Here is a 20,668-nt window from a genome sequence, read left to right on the forward strand (position 1 = left end):
GCCATGCAGGCCACCGCATATACGTACGATCCCGAAAGCCGCAGCGGACAGGTACTGCTCGACGACGGCACCCCGGTGCCCTTCGACGGGCCGGCGTTCGACGCGGGCGGGCTGAGGCTGCTGCGTCCCGGGCAGCGGGTGCGCGTCGAGACGGAGGGCGAGGGCGCGGACCGCCGGATCACGCTCGTGACGCTGCAGACGTTCTGAGGACCGTCGCGACGCCCTCGGACGCCGTCCTCCGTCCCCACAGCCTCCGAAGCCCTGTGAGGGTGCCCCTGGACACGCCGCGGGCCGGGCTCCCTGCGGAGTCCGGCCCGGCGCGTGAGTGCCCCTGTGCCCCTACCTCTTGCGGGCGGTGGCCTTCTTGGCGGTGGTCGTGCGAGCCGTCGACTTCTTGGCGGGGGCCTTCTTGGCCGTCGCCTTCTTCGCCGGGGCCTTCTTGGCCGTCGCCTTCTTCGCGGTCGTCTTCTTCGCGGCGGTGGACTTGGCGGTCGCCGTGGTCTTCTTGGCGGGCGCCTTCTTGGCCGTCGTCTTCTTCGCGGTGGCCGTGGTCTTCTTGGCCGTCGTCTTCTTCGCGGTCGTCTTCTTCGCGGCGGCCGTCTTGGTCGTGGCGCGCTTGGCCGCGGCCTTCTTGACCGTCGCGGAAGCCCCGCCGGTCAGGCTGCCCTTGGGCGCCTTCTTGACGGCGACGTCGTTCTTCGGGAGCTTCTTCGAGCCGCTCACGAGGTCCTTGAACCCCTGGCCGGCGCGGAAGCGCGGCACGGAGGTCTTCTTGACCCGAACCCGCTCGCCCGTCTGGGGGTTGCGGGCGTAACGGGCCGGACGGTCGACCTTCTCGAACGAACCGAACCCGGTGACCGAGACCCGGTCACCCGCGACGGTCGCGCGGACGATGGCGTCCAGGACCGCGTCGACGGCGTCGGCGGCCTGCTGGCGGCCGCCCACCTTGTCGGCAATCGCTTCTACGAGCTGCGCCTTGTTCACGTCTTCCCCTTCGGAGACATTGCCAGAACGAAAGTGTTCAAGCGTTTTCGCACGTTAGGCAGATATATACCGCAAATCAAACACGAAACGGGCTAATCACCCGTGCGCCGCAACGAACTCGGCTGTTCTGGACTTGTTCAGCATTCCTCTTCGGGGATTCGACCCGCGTCGAGATCTGCCACGAACCCCTCCAGACGCCTTGCCGCATCGGCGAGATCGTGCTTGGCCGCGGCCGTAATGACCAGCAGCTTCCGGGTCAGCGCCATCCGTACGCCCTCCGGGACTTGCAGTGCGCGCACCCTTGCGTGCGCTTCCTTGAGTCGGTCCGCGACTGCCGCATAGAGCTGGAGTTGGCCGTCGTGTTCCATGCACAGATTGTGCCATCTGGGGCGAGTTGTCGCCCGCCCAGGGGGCAACTGCCGCCTCAAACGGCCTTCCGGGCACATGGGGAAGCCGCGGCTCCACATAGCGCGTACCCCGGCAACAACCCTTCTAACGCGGGAAGTTGGCAGAACGCCCAACCCCGTGCAGGGCCGTTCGGGTGCAGACACGGCCGTACCCCCGATCGGGCTGATCGGGGGTACGGCGGGGGTGTCGCGGTGGCCGAAACTCGACCTGTTCAGTTGGTTGTGCCGGCCACTCCGGTCAGGTCTGGAGCGTCCGCGGCTTGTACGACGGGCGCTTGGCCTCGTACGCGGCGATGTCGGGCTCGTTCTGGAGCGTGATGGAGATGTCGTCCAGCCCGTTCAGCAGCCGCCAACGGGCGTTCTCGTCGAGTTCGAAGGCGGCGGTGATGCCCTCGGCGCGCACCTCGCGGGTCTCCAGGTCCACCGTGATCTCGGCCTGGGGGTCCTTCTCCGCGAGGTCCTGCAGCGCGTCCACGACCTGCTGCTCCAGAACCACCGTGAGCAGGCCGTTCTTGAGCGAGTTGCCGCGGAAGATGTCGGCGAAGCGGGACGAGACGACGGCCTTGAAGCCGTAGTTCTGCAGGGCCCAGACGGCGTGCTCACGGGAGGAACCGGTGCCGAAGTCGGGGCCGGCGACCAGGACGGTCGCACCCTTGCGCTCGGGCTGGTTGAGGACGAACCGCGGGTCCTTGCGCCAGGCCTCGAACAGCCCGTCCTCGAATCCATCCCTGGTGACCTTCTTGAGCCAGTGAGCAGGGATGATCTGGTCGGTGTCGACGTTGGAGCGGCGCAGCGGGACGGCCCGGCCGGTGTGCGTGGTGAATGCTTCCATGACTCTCAGACTCCAGCGGGCGTACGGGGCTCGGCGTCGGACAGGTCGGCCGGGGAGGCCAGGTGGCCCAGGACCGCGGTGGCCGCCGCGACCTGCGGCGACACCAGGTGCGTACGTCCGCCCTTGCCCTGCCGGCCCTCGAAGTTGCGGTTGGAGGTGGACGCCGAGCGCTCACCCGGGGCCAGCTGGTCCGGGTTCATGCCCAGACACATCGAGCAGCCCGCGTGCCGCCACTCGGCGCCGGCCTCCTTGAAGACGACGTCCAGACCCTCGGAGACGGCCTGCAGACCGACCCGCGCGGAGCCGGGGACGACCAGCATCCGTACGCCGTCGGCGACTTTGCGGTCCTTCACGATCTCGGCGGCGGCCCGCAGGTCCTCGATGCGCCCGTTGGTGCACGAACCTACGAAGACGGTGTCCACCTTGATGGTGCGCAGCGGCTGTCCGGCCTCCAACCCCATGTATTCCAGGGCCTTTTCGGCGGCGACGCGCTCCGAAGCGTCTTCGTACGAAGCGGGGTCGGGGACGTCGGCCGAAAGCGGCGCGCCCTGACCGGGGTTGGTGCCCCAGGTGACGAACGGCGACAGTTCGGCGGCCTCGATGACGACCTCGGCGTCGAACTCGGCGTCCTCGTCCGTCCGCAGCGTCTTCCAGTACGCGACGGCCGCGTCCCAGTCCTCGCCCTCGGGGGCGTGCGGGCGGCCCTCGATGTAGTCGAAGGTGGTCTGGTCGGGGGCGATCATGCCCGCGCGGGCGCCGGCCTCGATCGACATGTTGCAGATGGTCATCCGGGCCTCCATCGAGAGCTTCTCGATGGCGGAGCCGCGGTATTCCAGGACGTAGCCCTGGCCGCCGCCGGTGCCGATCCGGGCGATGATCGCCAGGATCAGGTCCTTGGCGGTGACGCCGTCGGGCAGTTCGCCGTTGACGGTGATGGCCATGGTCTTGGGCCGGTCCAGCGGCAGCGTCTGGGTGGCCAGCACGTGCTCGACCTGGGAGGTGCCGATGCCGAACGCCAGACAGCCGAAGGCGCCGTGCGTGGAGGTGTGCGAGTCGCCGCAGACGACGGTCATGCCGGGCTGGGTCAGACCCAGCTGCGGGCCGACGACGTGCACGACCCCCTGCTCGACGTCACCGAGCGGATGCAGCCGGACACCGAAGTCGGCGGCGTTCTTGCGCAGCGTCTCCAGCTGGATCCGGGAGACCGGGTCCGCGATGGGCTTGTCGATGTCGAGGGTCGGGGTGTTGTGGTCCTCGGTGGCGATGGTCAGGTCGAGCCGGCGCACCTGGCGACCGCTCTTGCGCAGTCCGTCGAAGGCCTGCGGGCTGGTCACCTCGTGCAGCAGGTGCAGATCGATGAAGAGGAGGTCGGGCTCGCCCTCGGCGCGCCGGACGACGTGGTCGTCCCAGACCTTCTCCGCGAGTGTCCTACCCATCGCTTTCCCTCCGGCCGGCAAGTGGTGAACCGGCCCAACTAGAGATCTTGAGGAAGCGGCGCCCGCGCCCCTGTCTCCGGGCATCCGCCACCGGGCCCTTGTTCTACGGGCCGCTGTGTCTTCCAGAGTGGCGCGTTCCACCGAAAATTGAACTTGCGTTTCACAGAGTGAGACGCGAGTATCGTTTCATGGACAACAGTAGCGGCGTCGGCGTTCTGGACAAGGCAGCCCTTGTCCTGAGCGCCCTGGAGTCCGGTCCGGCCACCCTCGCGGGTCTGGTCGCGGCGACCGGGCTGGCACGACCCACGGCCCACCGGCTGGCCGTGGCTCTGGAGCACCACCGCATGGTGGCGCGCGACATGCAGGGCCGGTTCATTCTCGGTCCCCGGCTGGCCGAGCTGGCCGCGGCCGCCGGCGAGGACCGCCTCCTCGCCACCGCGGGCCCGGTGCTCACCCACCTCCGGGACATCACGGGCGAGAGCGCGCAGCTCTACCGGCGCCAGGGCGACATGCGTATCTGTGTCGCCGCGGCGGAGCGTCTGTCCGGCCTTCGGGACACGGTCCCGGTCGGCTCGACGCTCACGATGAAGGCGGGCTCCTCCGCCCAGATCCTGATGGCCTGGGAGGAGCCGGAGCGTCTGCACCGGGGTCTGCAGGGCGCCCGCTTCACGGCCACGGCCCTGTCGGGCGTGCGGCGCCGGGGCTGGGCCCAGTCGATCGGCGAGCGTGAGCCGGGCGTCGCGTCCGTGTCCGCTCCCGTGCGCGGCCCCTCCAACCGTGTGGTGGCCGCCGTCTCGGTCTCCGGCCCCATCGAGCGCCTGACCCGCCACCCGGGTCGTATGCACGCCCAGGCCGTCATCGACGCCGCGGCCCGCCTCTCCGAGGCCCTGCGCCGCACGGGCTGAACCACCGACCGCACCGAACCGTGGGGAACGGGCGGCCTCAACGCCGCGGCAGCTCGTCCCGAACGGTTTCCTGACCCGCCCCCACGTGGTGGCCGAACTGTCGTTGTCCTACGCCCAGTTGGCGCACCAGGCGACCTGAGGCGGGAACGCCGAAGGCCCTCCACCGAAGTGGAGGGCCTTCGTCTTGCGTACCCCCGACCGGATTCGAACCGGCGCTACCGCCTTGAGAGGGCGGCGTGCTAGGCCGCTACACAACGGGGGCGAGGATCTTGCGTTTCCGCAGACCCGAGCTGGTCTACCAGGACTCGAACCTAGAATGACGGTACCAGAAACCGTAGTGTTGCCAATTACACCATAGACCAATGTGGTTCAGACCAGTTCGTACCCCCGACCGGATTCGAACCGGCGCTACCGCCTTGAGAGGGCGGCGTGCTAGGCCGCTACACAACGGGGGCCCTAGCGATCCTGCATCAGGTACAACGGGTGCGACCCGGATTGTTCCCGCGGGAAGGATCTGTACCCCCGACCGGATTCGAACCGGCGCTACTGCCTTGAGAGGGCAGCGTGCTAGGCCGCTACACAACGGGGGCTTTGCGGAGTTGATCTCCGCGGTGCAGATGAGCTCTGCGAGCTGGCCTACCAGGACTCGAACCTAGACTAACGGAACCAGAAACCGTCGTGCTGCCAATTACACCATAGGCCACTGAAACGCAATCCCCTGTAGGGATCTTGTTTAGCTTGCGCCTCCGGCTCCGGACCTTTCGGCCCGCACCCCGGCGGCGCATGAAGAACATTACCCGAAGGCGGACGGGGCTCCAAAACGGGTATCCGCCGCGAGGATCGCGGGGAGTTCGGCGAGCGAGGCGATCCGTCGCGGGCCGACCGGCGGCGCGACGGTGGCGTACACACCCCCACGATCGATCCAGACCGACAGCAGTCCCGCGTCGGCGGCACCCCGTCCGTCGATCTCCGGATGGTCGCCCACGTACGCCACTTGGTGCGGGGCCAGTTCCAGGGCGTCGCAGGCGGCGAGGAAGGCGCCGGCCGCGGGCTTGGAGACGCCGAGTTCCGCCGCGCACAGGACGACCTCGAAGCGGTCGTGCACACCGAGGGCGCGCAGCTTGCGGTCCTGGACGTGGATGCTGGAGTTGGACAGCACGGCGTGTCGGTGGCTGGCGGCGAGCGCGTCCAGGGCGGGCAGGACGTCCGGGAAGAGGGCCCACGCGGTCTCGTAGTGGCCGATGTACCGCTCGAACCACGCGTCGGCGTCGGCGTCGCTCACCGTGCCGTCGCCCAGGAAGCCCCGTACGCGGTCCCGGCGCTGCCCCTGGAAGGTCGCCTCCCCCGCCGAGAAGCGCGCCCACTGCTGGTCCGTGATCTCCCGCCACCGCGCGACGGCCTGATCGACACTGTCGTACCCGTCGAGCAGGCCCTCAGCCGCGAGATGCCCGCTCATGCCGACCCGGTCGGCGGTGGTGTAGTCGAAAAGGGTGTCGTCGACGTCCCAGACCACGGCCCGAATGCTCATGGTCCGACGGTAACGCGCAGATCCGCGACCCGTCCGGCGGAACGACGAAGGTGCGGCACCCCACACCGGGGGTGCCGCACCTCACGGGCGTACGGCTACGCCGTCAGCTTCGCCAGGGCCGCGTCCACGCGCGCCAGCGTCCGCTCCCTGCCCAGGATTTCCAGGGACTCGAAGAGGGGCAGCCCGATGGTGCGGCCGGTGACGGCCACCCGGACCGGGGCCTGGGCCTTGCCGAGCTTGAGGCCGTGGGCCTCGCCGGCGGCCAGGACGGCCTCCTTGAGGGACTCCGGGGAGGTCCAGTCCGCGGACTCCAGCTTCTCGCGGGCGGTGCGCAGCAGGGCGTCGCTGCCCTCCTTCATCGCCTTGTTCCAGCTCGCCTCGTCGAACACCGGCTCCGGCAGGAACAGGAAGTCGACGTTGTCGGTGATCTCGGAGAGGACCTTGAGGCGGGTCTGGGCGTGCGGGGCGATCGCGTGCCACTTGGCCTCGTCGAAGTCCTCCGGCGCCCAGGGGGCGAACGGTGCCTTCAGCCAGGGGGCGCAGCGCTCCGTGAAGTCCTTCACGTCCAGCAGCCGGATGTGGTCGGCGTTGATCGCCTCGCACTTCTTCAGGTCGAAGCGGGCCGGGTTGGGGTTCACGTCCGAGACCTCGAAGGCCGCGACCATCTCGTCCATCGTGAAGATGTCCTGGTCGGCGGAGAGCGACCAGCCAAGGAGCGAGAGGTAGTTGAGCAGGCCCTCGGGCAGGAAGCCGCGCTCGCGGTACAGGTTGAGCGACGACTCGGGGTCGCGCTTGGAGAGCTTCTTGTTGCCCTCGCCCATCACGTACGGCAGGTGCCCGAACTCCGGGGTGCGCTTGGCGATGCCCAGCTCGGTCAGCGCCTTGTACAGGGCGATCTGGCGGGGCGTCGAGGAGAGCAGGTCCTCGCCGCGCAGGACGTGGGTGATCTCCATCAGCGCGTCGTCGACCGGGTTCACCAGCGTGTACAGCGGGGCGCCGTTCGCTCGTACGATCCCGTAGTCGGGGACGTTCTCAGCGGTGAAGGTCAGTTCGCCGCGGACCAGGTCCGTGAACGTGATCGTCTCGTCGGGCATGCGGAAGCGGACGATGGGCGTACGGCCCTGGGCCTGGTAGCCGGCGACCTGCTCCGCGGTCAGGTCGCGGCAGTGGCCGTCGTAGCCGGAGGGCTTGCCGGCGGCGCGGGCGGCCTCGCGGCGGGTGTCCAGCTCCTCCTGGGAGCAGTAGCAGTGGTAGGCGTGTCCGGCGTCCAGGAGCTTGCCCGCGACCTCCTTGTAGAGGTCCATGCGCTGCGACTGGCGGTAGGGCGCGTGCGGGCCGCCGATCTCGGGGCCCTCGTCCCAGTCGAAGCCCAGCCAGCGCATCGAGTCGAGCAGCTGGCCGTACGACTCCTCGGAGTCGCGGGCCGCGTCGGTGTCCTCGATGCGGAAGACCAGGGTGCCCTGGTGGTGCTTGGCGAAGGCCCAGTTGAACAGGGCGGTGCGGACCAGGCCCACGTGGGGGTTACCGGTGGGCGAGGGGCAGAACCGTACTCGGACGGCGGGGGCGGGTGCGCTAGCCACGCTTGACAACCTTGTTGGTGAGAGTGCCGATGCCTTCGATGGTGACGGCGACCTCGTCGCCGACGGTGAGCGGTCCGACGCCTGCCGGGGTGCCCGTGAGGATCACGTCGCCGGGGAGCAGCGTCATGGCCTCGGTGATGTTGACGATCAGATCCTCGATGGAGTGGATCATCTCGCTGGTCCGGCCCAGCTGGCGTTGCTGTCCGTTGACCGTGAGCTGGATCGTGAGGTCGGACGGATCGAGGTCCGTCTCCACCCAGGGGCCGAGCGGGCAGGAGGTGTCGAAGCCCTTGGCCCGGGCCCACTGCTTCTCGCGCTTCTGGACGTCGCGGGCGGTGAGGTCGTTGGCGCAGGTGTAGCCGAGGATGACGTCCTTGACGCGCTCACGCGGGACCTCGCGGCACATCCGGCCGATGACGACGGCCAGTTCGGCCTCGTGGTGCAGGTCCTCCGAGAAGGAGGGGTACTGGATCTCGTCGCCGGGGCCGATCACCGAGGTGGAGGGCTTGAAGAAGGCGAAGGGGGCGTCGGGGACCTCGTTGCCGAGTTCCTTCGCGTGGTCCGCGTAGTTGCGGCCGAAGGCCACGACCTTGTTGGGGAGCACCGGGGGCAGCAGCCGCACCCTCGTCCTCGAATCGGACGGTGCCAGCGGGACCTTCGTACCGGAGAGCTCGAAGTCCGCGAACGGGATGCCCTTGATGATGTCGAGGACGAGTTCGTCCGGCTTTTCGCCCTCTACGGCGCCGAAGGCGACGTTCCCGTCGATGGAGAATCTGGCGATGCGCACGGGATCCTGGCGCCCCTCACTGAGAACTGGTGTGCGTGTCGGCCGACCGGCTTGCCCGCGAGCCGACTCTGGACGCTCCAGGCTAACCGGTCGGGTGGCATGATCATCGGCGGCCTGAACGCCCCGAGGGTTCGGGTCGTATTCAAGAAAATGCCCCTGCCGCGGGGCACCGGGCGGTGGGACACCTGGTTCGACGGCGAGGCGGCCCTGCGCAACGACGCAAAGCGGCGGACGCGCGCAGGCGCGCCGGGGGCGCCCGGTGGGCGGTGAGGGTGCCCGGCCGACGGGGCTCCCCGTTCACCCGGAGAGCCTCAGCGGCCACTCGGCACCACGCGCCGACCACTCGGCGCCGGCCACCCGGCGGCCGCTACTCGGCGGCGGACGCCTGGGCGGCGACGGGGGCCTCCATCAGCACCGTACGCTTGGGGTTCGCGGTCTGCTCCGGGAGATCGACGGAGTGCTCCGGCTGCTCCAGAGTCCGCAGTTCGTCGGAGCCGTTCAGGTGTGCCAGCGTCGTGCGCCGCGGGTTGGCGATCTTGTGGAACATCATCGTCGTCTTCACGGTTCTTACGAGACCCTGTCCTGTGCGTGCGCCGGGTGCCCGAGGGGGCTCCGCGATCGGCGCGGGTTGTCGGATTTGCCATTGATGTAAAGCGTCAGGCTAGGCACGCGATTCCCTTTCGAAGTCGCGAACACCCCTTGATCCATGTGTGAGTTTCCTCACGACTCTGCGGTCAAAACGGTCATAGCGGGCTCATGATCCACCCCAGTGAATCGGACATTGCATCTCCGAAGCCACCATTCCGCTCCTGATCATGGCGACTGGGACACCCGGAGTCGCCGATGGACTCGCGGGCATAAGTCCGTTATTGCGGAGATCATGTGACACTGGTGGTGACTTCGCACTCACGTGCTGTCACGTACGTCACGGCCTGACCCACGGGCCTTGTTGGAGATCCGGCACTGTGCTGGAATTCCACGGACCGCCGCAGGATCGAGCCGGCGCACAGGGGGCGCAGAGAAGCGCCGAGTGGCGGCGAGAATGGGGGAGCCAGCGGCCGGTCACTCACGACCAATCAGGGTGCGTATTTCAGGACGCCCCCTACGACGCCGACACCGTCCTTCCGTTCACCCGGAAGGACGCCTGGTCCAGAGGTTGCGACGCTAGTGCAGGGACGTTTCAAGAGGGATGGCAGTGCTTCGGCGGAGCCGGAGCCGCACGGCGGGAATGGCCCGACGGCCGGTAGCTCCTCGCCCCAGCACGCCCAGAACCCGGGCCCTTCCGGTGACGGCGGTGAGCGCCTCGGGCGCCCCGGCGCGTCCACGTCGTCGAGCCCGGCCACCCCGACCACGCCACCGGTGAAGCCGCCCCGTGGTGTGCCCGGGCCGGGCTCGCGAATAGCCCTGCGCAACTGGCGCATCTCCACGCGTCTGGTGGCGCTGCTCACCCTCCCGGTGGTCGCGGCCACCACGCTGGGCGCGGTGCGCATCAACGACTCGATGGACGACATCCAGCAGCTGGACAACATGAAGCTGCTGACCGAGATGACCAAGCAGGCTACCGAACTCGCGGACGCGCTCCAGGCGGAGCGCGACCAGTCGGCCGGCCCGCTGGCCCACGGCTCGGCGTCGAACGACTTCACGGTCAAGGGCTTCCGCACCAAGACCGACCGGGCCGTGGAGACCTTCAAGGGCGCCGCCGAGGACATCGACGCCGCCAACCTCCCGGGCGTCCGCGAGAGCCTCGTCGGCCTCGTCCGCGACCTGGGTGACCTCGCGAGGATCCGCAACTCGGCCTATGCGACCGAGAAGAACGCCTCGCAGACGGTCGAGGGCTACCACCGCCTCATCACGCACCTGCTGGACCTCTCGCAGGACATGGCGGAGGCCACCAGCAACCCCGAGATGATCCAGCGCACGCGCGCCCTGGCGGCCTTCTCCTCGGCCAAGGAGTACGCGTCGATCCAGCGCGCGATCCTCGCGGCGGCGCTGCCCACCAGCAACACCACGACCGGCAACCTCTCCGAGAACGACCGCCTGTACGGCGAGGGCGCGCTGGAGAGTGAGGCGTCCGACCTCAACAGCTTCCGCAGCATCTACGGCACGGACAGCGCCGTCGAGCTCCTCAAGCCGGTCGAGGAGGGCAACCCGACCATCCAGGCCACCGACCAGTACGGCGGCCGCGCCATGCGTTCGGGTCTCTCCGACCTGGACAAGCGCTCCTACAAGGACTGGGTGGACGACAGCTCGATCAAGATCGAGCAGATGAGCAACGTCGAGCACACGCTGCTCGAGGACATGGAGCAGAAGGCCCGCGAGCTGCGCAACCAGTCCGAGCGCGACGCGATCATCTCCGGTGTCCTGATCCTGCTCGTCCTCGGTATCTCGCTGGTCGGCGCCTTCGTCGTCGCCCGCTCCATGATCCGCTCGCTGCGCCGCCTCCAGGAGACCGCCACCAAGGTCGCCCAGGACCGGCTGCCCGAGCTGGTCAAGCAGCTGTCCGAGTCCGACCCGCAGGACGTCGACACGTCCGTGGAGTCGGTCGGTGTGCACTCCAAGGACGAGATCGGCCAGGTGGCCGCGGCCTTCGACGACGTGCACCGCGAGGCGGTCCGGCTCGCGGCCGAGCAGGCCCTGCTGCGGGGCAACGTCAACGCGATGTTCACCAACCTCTCGCGCCGCTCCCAGGGTCTGATCCAGCGCCAGCTGTCGCTGATCTCCGAGCTGGAGTCCCGCGAGGCCGACCCCGACCAGCTGTCCTCGCTGTTCAAGCTCGACCACCTCGCGACCCGCATGCGCCGTAACGGCGAGAACCTCCTCGTCCTCGCCGGTGAGGAGCCCGGCCGCCGCTGGACCCGCCCGGTCCCGCTGGTCGACGTGCTCCGCGCCGCGGCCTCCGAGGTGGAGCAGTACGAGCGCATCGAGCTGGCCTCCGTGCCGACCACCGAAGTGGCCGGCCGGGTCGTCAACGACCTCGTGCACCTGCTCGCCGAGCTGCTGGAGAACGCCACCTCGTTCTCCTCACCGCAGACCAAGGTCAAGGTCACCGGTCACGCGCTGCCCGACGGCCGCGTCCTGATCGAGATCCACGACACCGGCATCGGCCTCTCCCCCGAGGACCTCGCCGCGATCAACGAGCGGCTCGCCTCGCCGCCCACCGTGGACGTCTCCGTCTCCCGACGCATGGGTCTGTTCGTGGTCGGCCGGCTGTCGCAGCGCCACGGCATCCGCATCCAGCTGCGGCCGTCCGACTCCGGTGGTACGACCGCGCTGGTCATGCTCCCCGTCGACGTCGCCCAGGGCGGCAAGAAGCCCCAGCCGAAGCCCGGTCAGGGCAGCGGTGCGGGTGGCGGTGTCGCCGCCGCGGCCGCCGGTGTGGCCGCGGCTCGCCGTGGCGGCGGTCAGCTGGGCGGAGGTGCTCCCGGCGGTCCCGGCGGCGGCCTGCTCGGTGCCGGGCAGGGACCGCGGGCCGCGCTGCCCGGGCGCGACGCGGGCGGCCGCCCGGGTGCGCCGGGCGGAGCGCGCGGACCGCAGGGTCCGGGCGCGCCCCAGCAGGGCCGTCCCGCTCCGGCCGGTGCGGGCGCCGGTTTCGGCGGTCAGGCTCCGGGAGCTCCGCAGGGCCTGCAGGCGGCGGGCACCGGCGGACCGCAGGGCCAGTCCCTCTTCGGCGGCGGTCAGGATGCCTTCGGCGGTGGCCAGGACGCCTTCGGGGGCAGCCAGGACTCCTTCGGCGGCGCCCGGGGTGCCGTACCCCCGCAGTCGCCGTCCTCGAACAAGGGTTCCGAGCAGCAGGGCCGGCGCCGTCGGCCGCAGCTGCCGGGGCGTGGGGGTCCCCGGGCCGAGCTGCCCGGCGGCAACCAGCAGCCCCGCACGCCCAGCTGGAGCGACGACAACGCCCAGCCGCCGGTGCCGCGCGCCTCGCTGGACGCCCCGCGCGGCCACGACGAGCAGGACTCCTCGCAGACCTCCCGGATGCCGCGGATCGACGACCGGCAGGGTCCGGGCGCGACCACCGAGATGCCGGCCGTCCCGCAGCTCGACGGCCGTCAGGGTCCCGGGTCCACCTCCGAGTTCGCCCGCCCGGACTTCGACGCGTCGGCGCCCGGTGCCCCGCAGAGCACCGGGCAGTTCCCCCGCCCGGGTACCAGCGGCGGACAGAACAGCCAGAACGGTCGCAGCGAGCAGATCACGGACGGGCCCTTCGTCCGCTCGGACATCTTCAGCGCCCCGGCGGCACCCTCGTCCGCGCCGGCCACGGGCCAGTTCGCGCCCCCGCAGGGCTACGACAACGGCACCAGCGGCCAGTTCGCCCAGCCCGGCTACGACGGCGGCTCCACGGGTCAGCACTCCCTGCCGGGCAGCCAGAACCCGTCGAACACCTCGTCGTCGACGGGCCAGTTCGAGCGGCCCCAGACCAACGGCCGCGGCACCGACTTCGGTGCTCCGCGCCCGCCTGCCCCGCAGCGTCCGCAGCAGCGGCCTGACGAGGGCCGACGGCCCGAGGCCTGGGAGCTGCCGCCCGCCGCCGGTCCCGGTGACGGCCGTACCCCGCTGTACGACACGCTCGAGACCAACTGGTTCCACGGGCAACAGAACGCTCAGCAGGGCAACACCGCGACGGATCCCGTCCCGGCGGCCCCGCAGCAGCAGCCGCAGGCCCCGCCTGCCCCCCAACGTCCCGTCGCCAGCTCCTGGCGCAGCTCGCCGAACGACGATCTCGTCCGGCAGGCAGAGCGCGTACGGCAGCCGGCCGCGGGCGGCGTCACCACCTCCGGTCTGCCGCGCCGGGTGCCACGAGCGAACCTCGTCCCAGGCACGGCTCAGCAGCAACAGCACCAACCCGGTCCGCAGGTCTCGCGTTCGCCTGACGACGTACGCGGCCGGCTGACCAATCTCCGTCGGGGCATCGCGCAAGGTCGACAGGCCGGTAGCGGCCAGACCGGCAGCTTCCCGAGCCCCACTCACCAGCAGGAGCGTTAGTTGAGCCCGATGAGCCAGGCGGCACAGAACCTCAACTGGTTGATCACCAACTTCGTGGACAACACCCCCGGGGTGTCCCACACCGTCGTCGTGTCCGCCGACGGCCTCCTGCTCGCAATGTCCGAGGGCTTCCCGCGCGACCGAGCCGACCAACTGGCGGCGGTCGCGTCCGGACTCACCTCGCTCACGGCCGGCGCCTCCCGGATCTTCGAGGGCGGCGAAGTCGCTCAGACGGTCGTCGAGATGGAGCGGGGATTCCTGTTCCTGATGTCCATCTCGGACGGCTCGTCCCTGGCCGTGCTCGCACACCCCGACTGCGACATCGGCCTGGTCGGTTACGAGATGGCACTCCTGGTCGACCGCGCGGGCGCAGTGCTCACGCCCGACCTGCGCGCCGAACTCCAAGGAAGTCTGCTCCACTGATCCGCCCTGGATCCACCCGCCTCACCAAATCACCGTCCGGCCGCCACACTCCCCCCACCGGCCACGTCAGACGGCTCGGCTTACGACTTGCTGTCCCGCCCGGAGGACTCATGACCCCGCCCACCGCTTCTCATGATCCGTACGCGGAGCCGTACGAGGATGAGGGCGACCAGCCGCTGGTACGCCCGTACGCGATGACCGGCGGTCGGACCCGGCCGCGTTACCAGCTCGCCATCGAGGCCCTCATCAGCACAACGGCCGACCCGGCGGCGCTCATGGGGCTGCTCCCTGAGCACCAGCGGATCTGCCACCTGTGCCGAGAGGTGAAGTCGGTGGCCGAGGTCTCGGCGTTGCTGGCCATGCCTCTGGGTGTGGCCCGGATTCTTGTCGCGGACCTCGCGGAGGCCGGACTCGTCGCCATTCACCAGCCTGGTGGCGACGAGAGCACCGGTGCTCCGGACGTGACACTGCTTGAAAGGGTGCTCAGTGGACTTCGCAAGCTCTGACGGAGGCCGGGCGACCACCTCCGCGAAGATCGTGGTGGCGGGCGGCTTCGGCGTGGGCAAGACCACGTTCGTGGGCGCCGTCTCCGAGATCAACCCGCTGCGCACCGAGGCCGTCATGACGTCCGCCAGTGCCGGCATCGACGACCTCACCCACACCGGGGGCAAGACCACCACAACGGTGGCCATGGACTTCGGCCGCATCACGCTCGACCAGGACCTGATCCTGTACCTGTTCGGTACGCCGGGCCAGGACCGTTTCTGGTTCATGTGGGACGACCTGGTGCGCGGCGCCATCGGCGCGATCGTCCTGGTGGACACCCGCCGTCTCGCCGACTGCTTCCCCGCGGTCGACTACTTCGAGAACAGTGGGCTGCCGTTCGTCGTCGCGCTCAACGGTTTCGAGGGCCACCAGCCGTACCAGCCCGAGGAGGTGCGCGAGGCCCTGCAGATCGGCCCCGACACCCCGATCATCACCACCGACGCACGGCACCGCTCCGACGCCAAGGGTGCCCTGATCACGCTGGTGGAGCACGCTCTGATGGCCCGCCTGCGGTAACGGGCGGGGCAGCCCGGCGCGGCGAACCGGACACCACCCAAAACGTGGGTGCCATACGGCAGTTGTCGTAGATGTCGCGGAGCCGGCTGTGTCCTTTGACACGGTCGGCCCCGACGTTCATAACGTTTCGGCAGAGGAATCCGGTGGTACGGCCACGCATCGCGGTCAATTGGTCTCGCTGCGCGCACGAAGGCCCCGTCTTTTGGCGGGGCTCGCTCTTTATGACCGTTTTATCTGGGGCTTACATCACGTCGATTCCATCCTTTCCACTGTTTGGAGCTGCGTAGGGCGACGTGCTGGAATGCCTGAACTGCCCAATAGTCAAAGACGTACTCACCGTCGAGGCGTACCGGGCTCTGAGACACTGCGGCACAGCGTTGGTGCCGACCGCCGGAAGGTTGTTGGTCGAGTGAGGCGAAGCAAGAACGGTCCCGAGCCGTCGGCCCGGGGCAACTTCACCCCGCCGCCGCGCGGAGCGGCGCCCGCCCCCGTACCCGGATCGGAACCAACGGCGCCCCCCGCTCCGAGCGGCGGCCGTTTCTCCCCGCGCAACTGGCGGGTGCCGACCCGGCTGAACGCGATCCTGCTCATACCCGTGATGGTCGGCCTCGTCATGGGCGGCTTCCAGGTGAAGAGCTCGATCGACACCTGGCAGGAGGCCGAGGACGCGGAGAACACCGCGCGTCTGGTGCGGGCCGCGCTGACCTACAGCAACGAGATGCTCGTCGAGCGCGACATCACCGCCGCTCCCCTGCTCCAGGGCAAGGGCCAGAACGACAAGACGGTCGTCGCGGCCCGCAAGAAGACCGACGAAGCCGCGGACGCCTTCGACGAGGCGGCCAAGAGCATGCCGAACCGGCCGAACCTGGTTCGTCGCCTGGCGCGCTTCCGCGAGGTGGAGCCGGACCTGCAGAAGATCCGTGCGGCGGCGTACACCAACAAGCTTGACGGCGTGCAGACCGAAGAGGGCTACGTCGAGGTCGAGCACCGGCTGCTCGAGTTCTCCAACGAGCTCGGTCTGGGCACCGGAAACATCACCAGCTACGGCCGTACGGTCTACGCCATCTCGCTCACCAAGGGCGCGCTCTCCCTTCAGCGCTCCATCGGCATGCACCTGCTGATCAAGCCCGGCACCAGCGCCAGCAGCCTGGCCAAGCAGCGCGTCGCCCTGACCTCGTACGCCTACCTGGAGGGCATCGCCGTCCAGGAGTACCAGGGCGGCGGTACCGAGCAGGACATCGCCAAGCTGGACGCGGCCAGCAAGCAGGTCCAGGCCGACGGCGCGGCGATGGCCAAGGAGGCCAAGGCCAAGAACCCGGACTACGTGCCGCCGCCGTCCAACCCGAACACCATGATCGCGGGCATGTCCGCGCTGCAGACCACGGACCCGGCCGCGCGTCAGACGCTGGCCGCGCAGGGCATCAGCGCGCCCAACTGGTGGGCGGTCACCACCCTCAAGTTCAACGCCTACCGGCAGATCGAGGCGGACCTGGCGGACACGGCGGTGAACGAGGCCGCCGACATCTCCGACAACGCCCGTCAGGACGCCTTCATCACCGGTGCCGCGGTCGTGGTCGCGCTGCTCGCCGCGTTCATCCTGGCCGGCATGGTGGCCCGCCAGATGAGCCGCGCGATGCGCCAGCTGCGCAACGCCGCCTTCGGTATCGCCGAGCAGCGCCTGCCGATGCTGGTCGACCAGCTCTCGCGCACCGATCCCGGCCGCGTCGACACCCGTGTGCAGCCGATCCCGATCACCACCAGGGACGAGATCGGCGAGGTCGCCCGGGCCTTCGACCAGGTCCACCGCGAGGCGGTCCGGCTCGCGGCGGAACAGGCCCTGCTGCGGGGCAACATCAACGCGATCTTCACCAACCTCTCGCGCCGCAACCAGTCGCTGATCGAGGGCCAGCTGACCCTGATCACCGATCTGGAGAACAACGAGGCCGACCCGGACCAGCTGGAGAACCTCTTCAAGCTGGACCACCTCGCGACCCGTATGCGCCGCAACGGCGAGAACCTCCTGGTCCTCGCGGGCGAGGAGCCCGGCCGCCGCTGGGACCAGCCGGTTCCGCTGGTCGACGTGCTGCGCGCCGCCTCCTCCGAGGTGGAGCAGTACGAGCGCATCGAGCTGTCCGGCGTGCCGGAGGCCGAGATCCACGGCCGCGCGGTCACCGACCTCGTGCACCTGCTCGCCGAGTTGCTGGAGAACGCCACGACGTTCTCCTCCCCGCAGACCAAGGTTCGCGTGACCGCCACCCGTCTCCCCGACGGTCGGATCATGATCGAGATCCACGACAAGGGCATCGGCCTCACCGCCGAGGACTTCGCGGACATCAACCACAAGCTGGCCAACCCGCCGACCGTGGACGCCGCGATCTCGCAGCGCATGGGCCTGTTCGTGGTCGGCCGGCTGTCCGACCGGCACGGCATCCGGGTCCAGCTGCGCCCCTCCGGCGAGCAGGCCGGCACGACCTCGCTGGTCATGCTGCCCGACGCGATCACCCACGGCGGTGGCGGCGAGCAGCAGCCGCGCGACGAGTTCACGGTCTCGCAGATCATCCCGGAGCAGAGCTACCAGGGCGAGGACTTCAACAACGGCCTGCCGATGCGCACGGCCGCGGAGCTCGGCTTCGACGACAGCCGCTACCTGGAGGTCCCGGACGACATCCGGGAGCTGGACCCGGTGGGCCGCTCCCTGATGCGTGAGGAGCGCCGCGCGGCTCTGGAGGCCCAGTCACAGGACGACGCCCCCGAGACCCCGTCGTACCCGGAGGCGTTCGACGCCCGGCCGGGCTACGACAACGCCCCGGGTGGCTTCCCCGAGCAGCCTGCCGCGTACGACCGTCAGCCGGCCTACGAGGAGCCTCGCCAGCCGTCCTACGACGAGCCGCGCCAGCCGGCGTACGAAGAGCCTCGTCAGGCGCCGTACGAGGAGCAGCAGCGCTCGTACGAGGAGCCGCAGCAGCCGTCGTACGATGAGTCGTACTACGCGCCGGGCGGCGGTCTGCCGCAGCAGGACGCCTTCTCCACGAACGGTGGCTACCCGGAGCCCACGTATCCGGAGCCGGTCCAGGAGGAGTCCGGGCCCGGCCGCGCCGCCGCGCCGGAGAGGTTCTCGGCCTTCGAAGAGCAGTCCTACCAGGACGACTGGCCTCAGCAGACCGGCTATCGCAACGGTTACCCGGACCAGTACGCTCCGGAAGCGGAATCTGCGCAGGCCGGTGACGCGAATGAGCTGGACCGCGTAGGCTTCGAACGTCCGGGACCGACCTCCTCCGTCGCCCACGAGCTGACCGATGCCGGGCTTCCCCGCCGTGGCTCCCCCACGAGTGGCGCGAACGGCTCGGCCGGTACGCGGCACACGACCCAGGAGCCGTCGACTTCCACACCGGAGAGCAACGGCACCGAATCCTGGCGCTCGGCCAACGACGCGCGCTGGCAGCAGGCCTCGCAGCTCCGGAAGCCCAAGGCGGGCGGCGTGACCTCCTCCGGTCTGCCGCGGCGGGTGCCCAAGGCCAACCTGGTCGAGGGAGCCGCCGAGTCCACCCCGCAGGGGGGCCCACAGGTCTCCCGCGCTCCCGAGGACGTCCGGGGCAGGTTGAGCAACCTGCGCCGTGGGGTCCAGCGGGGACGCAACGCAAACAGCGAAACGAACGGCCAGGCCACTGGGAATCAACACGGTGGTCCTGACAGCACCTACAACCAGGAGCGTTAGTGTGAGCCCGATGAGCCAGGCGGCACAGAACCTGAACTGGTTGATCACCAACTTCGTGGACAACACCCCTGGGGTGTCCCACACGGTGGTGGTCTCCGCCGACGGACTCCTTCTGGCGATGTCCGAAGGCTTTCCTCGCGACCGAGCCGACCAGCTCGCGGCCGTCGCGTCCGGTCTGACGTCTCTGACGGCAGGCGCCTCCCGCATCTTCGAGGGCGGCCACGTGAACCAGACGGTTGTGGAGATGGAGCGGGGATTCCTCTTCATCATGTCCGTTTCCGACGGTTCCTCGCTCGCAGTTCTCGCACATCCGGAGGCGGACATCGGCCTCATCGGCTACGAGATGGCCCTCCTGGTGGACCGTGCCGGGACGGTCCTGACGCCCGATCTGCGTGCGGAGCTCCAAGGGAGCTTGCTCAACTAACAGACAGACGGTGCGTTTTGGCGTCCTGAGGCCATAAGGTTTCGAGACGCGGCTCCATGGTGATGGGTGCCCGGCACAGTCGGAGGAGGAGAGAAAGTGGCAACACCCCCAGGCGGTTCACCTTCGGGTAACTGGTCGTACGGCCCTGGCCAGGGTCAGGGCGACGGTTCCCAGAACCCGAACCGTTACAACTTCCCCTCCACTCCGAGCCACCGGCGTCAGCAGCCGTACGCGCCCCAGAACCCCCAGGGTCCCGGGCCGTCGCCGTACGACCAGCCGCCGGCCCCGCGCATCCAGCCCGTGCAGCCGCACCGACGCACCCCTGAGCCTTCACCCGCGGGAGGCGCCAGCAACCCCCTGGTGCGTCCGTACGCCATGACCGGCGGACGGACCCGCCCGCGCTACCAGCTCGCCATCGAGGCGCTGGTGCACACCACCGCGCAGCCGCACCAGATGCAGGGCCAGTTGCCCGAGCATCAGCGGATCTGCAACCTCTGCCGTGAGATCAAGTCGGTGGCCGAGATCTCGGCCCTCCTGACGATCCCTCTCGGCGTGGCCAGGATCCTCGTCGCCGACTTGGCGGAGGCGGGCCTGGTCGCCATCCATCAGCCCGGCGGCGACGAGAACGCCGGCGGCCAGCCAGACGTGACACTGCTCGAAAGGGTGCTCAGTGGACTTCGCAAGCTCTAGCGGAGGGCCTTCCCGCTCCACCACGTCCGCGAAGATCGTGGTGGCGGGCGGCTTCGGCGTGGGCAAGACCACGTTCGTCGGCGCCGTCTCGGAGATCAACCCGCTGCGCACCGAGGCCGTCATGACGTCCGCCAGCGCGGGCATCGACGACCTCACCCACACCGGGGACAAGACGACCACCACGGTCGCCATGGACTTCGGCCGTATCACGCTCGACCAGGACCTGATCCTCTACCTCTTCGGTACGCCGGGCCAGGACCGCTTCTGGTTCATGTGGGACGACCTGGTGCGCGGCGCCATCGGCGCGATCGTCCTCGTTGACACGAGGCGCCTTGCCGACTGCTTCCCGGCGGTCGACTACTTCGAGAACTCGGGTCTTCCCTTCGTGATCGCGCTCAACGGGTTCGACGGCAACCAGCCGTACAACCCGGACGAGGTCCGCGAGGCGCTGCAGATCGGGCCCGACACCCCGATCATCACGACGGATGCGCGGCATCGTGCGGATGCGAAGTCGGCGCTGATCACTCTCGTGGAGCACGCGTTGATGGCTCGCCTGCGGTAGGTAAGCGTTCTTGCGGCCACTGGGCTGCCACGGACGGTTGTGTGCCGTCTGCGGCAGCCCAGTGGCTTGTCGCGCAGTTCCCCGCGCCCCTCAAGAAGGCATGACTGAGGGCCCCTCTCTTGGAGAGGGGCCCTCAGTCATGCTTACGGGGTCAGCGCCAGCTGTGCGGTGCGCGGAAGCCGGGCTCGCGCTCCAGGCGGCGCCAGCCGGCCTTGCGGCGGCCGCGGTGGGCCGGAGCCTCGGACGGCTGGGCGGCGGCGCGGGCCAGGAGGATGGCCGTGATGGCGGCGACTTCCTCGGGCTCGGCGTGGCCCTTCTCGACACGAATGTCAGGGGTGCTCATGGGCTCAGTC

Annotated in this window: 19 protein-coding genes and 5 tRNA genes; 10 read left to right on the plus strand and 14 right to left on the minus strand. The window is 69.5% G+C overall.

Translation table 11 applies throughout. The features are described from left to right. The first annotated feature begins 3 nt into the window (after positions 1-3). Positions 4-207, plus strand: coding sequence for a hypothetical protein (locus ACFYRY_RS19415; protein ID WP_389146723.1), 204 nt, complete (start codon positions 4-6; stop codon positions 205-207). A 132-nt stretch (positions 208-339) separates the two neighbouring features. Here the strand turns inward: ACFYRY_RS19415 and ACFYRY_RS19420 are convergent, their stop codons facing one another. The 4 genes from ACFYRY_RS19420 to leuC all read right to left on the minus strand — a co-directional run bounded on the left by ACFYRY_RS19420 (position 340) and on the right by leuC (position 3,659). Continuing rightward, positions 340-984 carry an HU family DNA-binding protein gene (locus ACFYRY_RS19420; RefSeq protein ID WP_356767527.1) on the minus strand — a complete coding sequence of 215 codons (645 nt, stop codon included), beginning with the start codon at positions 982-984 and terminating at the stop codon, positions 340-342. 137 nt (positions 985-1,121) lie between these two features. Continuing rightward, positions 1,122-1,352: a hypothetical protein gene (locus ACFYRY_RS19425; protein WP_389146726.1), complete on the minus strand. Its 231-nt coding sequence runs from the start codon at positions 1,350-1,352 to the stop codon at positions 1,122-1,124. 277 nt (positions 1,353-1,629) lie between these two features. Beyond that, positions 1,630-2,223, minus strand: a complete 594-nt coding sequence (gene leuD / locus ACFYRY_RS19430; RefSeq protein ID WP_389146729.1) for a 3-isopropylmalate dehydratase small subunit — start codon at positions 2,221-2,223, stop codon at positions 1,630-1,632. 5 nt (positions 2,224-2,228) lie between these two features. Beyond that, entirely contained in the window at positions 2,229-3,659 is a 1,431-nt protein-coding gene (gene leuC, locus ACFYRY_RS19435; RefSeq protein ID WP_389146732.1) for a 3-isopropylmalate dehydratase large subunit, read from the minus strand. 188 nt (positions 3,660-3,847) lie between these two features. Between leuC and ndgR the strand changes: the two genes are divergently transcribed. After that, positions 3,848-4,564 carry an IclR family transcriptional regulator NdgR gene (ndgR, locus tag ACFYRY_RS19440; protein WP_007384919.1) on the plus strand — a complete coding sequence of 239 codons (717 nt, stop codon included), beginning with the start codon at positions 3,848-3,850 and terminating at the stop codon, positions 4,562-4,564. A 189-nt stretch (positions 4,565-4,753) separates the two neighbouring features. On the opposite strand, the gene ACFYRY_RS19445 is transcribed toward ndgR, so the two are convergent. The 9 genes from ACFYRY_RS19445 to ACFYRY_RS19485 all read right to left on the minus strand — a co-directional run bounded on the left by ACFYRY_RS19445 (position 4,754) and on the right by ACFYRY_RS19485 (position 9,021). After that, positions 4,754-4,826, minus strand: a tRNA-Glu gene (locus ACFYRY_RS19445). Positions 4,827-4,854: 28 nt separating this feature from the next. Beyond that, positions 4,855-4,926 (minus strand) — tRNA-Gln (locus ACFYRY_RS19450). A 20-nt stretch (positions 4,927-4,946) separates the two neighbouring features. After that, positions 4,947-5,019, minus strand: a tRNA-Glu gene (locus ACFYRY_RS19455). Between the two features lie 62 nt (positions 5,020-5,081). After that, positions 5,082-5,154 (minus strand) — tRNA-Glu (locus ACFYRY_RS19460). A gap of 41 nt (positions 5,155-5,195) precedes the next feature. Then, a tRNA-Gln gene (locus ACFYRY_RS19465) sits at positions 5,196-5,267 on the minus strand. Positions 5,268-5,357: 90 nt separating this feature from the next. Next, positions 5,358-6,092 (minus strand): HAD family hydrolase, encoded by a 735-nt coding sequence (locus tag ACFYRY_RS19470; RefSeq protein ID WP_389146735.1) that lies wholly within the window; start codon positions 6,090-6,092, stop codon positions 5,358-5,360. 95 nt (positions 6,093-6,187) lie between these two features. Then, a complete protein-coding gene (gene gltX / locus ACFYRY_RS19475; RefSeq protein WP_389146738.1) occupies positions 6,188-7,672 on the minus strand; it encodes a glutamate--tRNA ligase in 1,485 nt (494 codons plus the stop codon). Beyond that, on the minus strand, positions 7,665-8,459 hold the full coding sequence (locus ACFYRY_RS19480) for a fumarylacetoacetate hydrolase family protein (protein WP_389146741.1): 795 nt from the start codon (positions 8,457-8,459) through the stop codon (positions 7,665-7,667). Before ACFYRY_RS19480 ends, gltX begins: the two co-directional genes overlap by 8 nt. 367 nt (positions 8,460-8,826) lie before the next feature. Further along, positions 8,827-9,021 (minus strand): hypothetical protein, encoded by a 195-nt coding sequence (locus tag ACFYRY_RS19485; protein WP_389146744.1) that lies wholly within the window; start codon positions 9,019-9,021, stop codon positions 8,827-8,829. A 605-nt stretch (positions 9,022-9,626) separates the two neighbouring features. Between ACFYRY_RS19485 and ACFYRY_RS19490 the strand changes: the two genes are divergently transcribed. From ACFYRY_RS19490 to ACFYRY_RS19525, 8 genes are all read left to right on the plus strand, one after another. Further along, the gene (locus ACFYRY_RS19490; RefSeq protein ID WP_389146746.1) at positions 9,627-13,439 is read left to right on the plus strand and encodes a nitrate- and nitrite sensing domain-containing protein; all 3,813 of its coding nucleotides are present in this window, start codon (positions 9,627-9,629) and stop codon (positions 13,437-13,439) included. Between the two features lie 9 nt (positions 13,440-13,448). Further along, the gene (locus ACFYRY_RS19495; protein ID WP_356777409.1) at positions 13,449-13,862 is read left to right on the plus strand and encodes a roadblock/LC7 domain-containing protein; all 414 of its coding nucleotides are present in this window, start codon (positions 13,449-13,451) and stop codon (positions 13,860-13,862) included. Between the two features lie 110 nt (positions 13,863-13,972). Continuing rightward, positions 13,973-14,368, plus strand: coding sequence for a DUF742 domain-containing protein (locus ACFYRY_RS19500; protein ID WP_030611532.1), 396 nt, complete (start codon positions 13,973-13,975; stop codon positions 14,366-14,368). After that, the gene (locus tag ACFYRY_RS19505; RefSeq protein ID WP_362448173.1) at positions 14,349-14,924 is read left to right on the plus strand and encodes an ATP/GTP-binding protein; all 576 of its coding nucleotides are present in this window, start codon (positions 14,349-14,351) and stop codon (positions 14,922-14,924) included. The genes ACFYRY_RS19500 and ACFYRY_RS19505 overlap by 20 nt, the downstream gene beginning before the upstream one ends. A gap of 409 nt (positions 14,925-15,333) precedes the next feature. After that, a complete protein-coding gene (locus tag ACFYRY_RS19510) occupies positions 15,334-18,639 on the plus strand; it encodes a nitrate- and nitrite sensing domain-containing protein (RefSeq protein WP_389146749.1) in 3,306 nt (1,101 codons plus the stop codon). Between the two features lie 10 nt (positions 18,640-18,649). Then, positions 18,650-19,063 carry a roadblock/LC7 domain-containing protein gene (locus ACFYRY_RS19515; protein WP_054219305.1) on the plus strand — a complete coding sequence of 138 codons (414 nt, stop codon included), beginning with the start codon at positions 18,650-18,652 and terminating at the stop codon, positions 19,061-19,063. A 96-nt stretch (positions 19,064-19,159) separates the two neighbouring features. Continuing rightward, complete coding sequence (locus ACFYRY_RS19520) at positions 19,160-19,753, plus strand: DUF742 domain-containing protein (protein ID WP_389146752.1); 594 nt, start codon at positions 19,160-19,162, stop codon at positions 19,751-19,753. After that, positions 19,734-20,315: an ATP/GTP-binding protein gene (locus ACFYRY_RS19525; protein WP_026248371.1), complete on the plus strand. Its 582-nt coding sequence runs from the start codon at positions 19,734-19,736 to the stop codon at positions 20,313-20,315. Before ACFYRY_RS19520 ends, ACFYRY_RS19525 begins: the two co-directional genes overlap by 20 nt. 151 nt (positions 20,316-20,466) lie before the next feature. Here ACFYRY_RS19525 and ACFYRY_RS19530 read toward each other — a convergent pair whose 3' ends face one another. Further along, complete coding sequence (locus ACFYRY_RS19530; protein ID WP_356777379.1) at positions 20,467-20,658, minus strand: acyl-CoA carboxylase subunit epsilon; 192 nt, start codon at positions 20,656-20,658, stop codon at positions 20,467-20,469. Positions 20,659-20,668 lie beyond the last annotated feature (10 nt).

It is taken from the genome of Streptomyces sp. NPDC005263 (assembly GCF_042872365.1).
Taxonomy (GTDB): domain Bacteria; phylum Actinomycetota; class Actinomycetes; order Streptomycetales; family Streptomycetaceae; genus Streptomyces.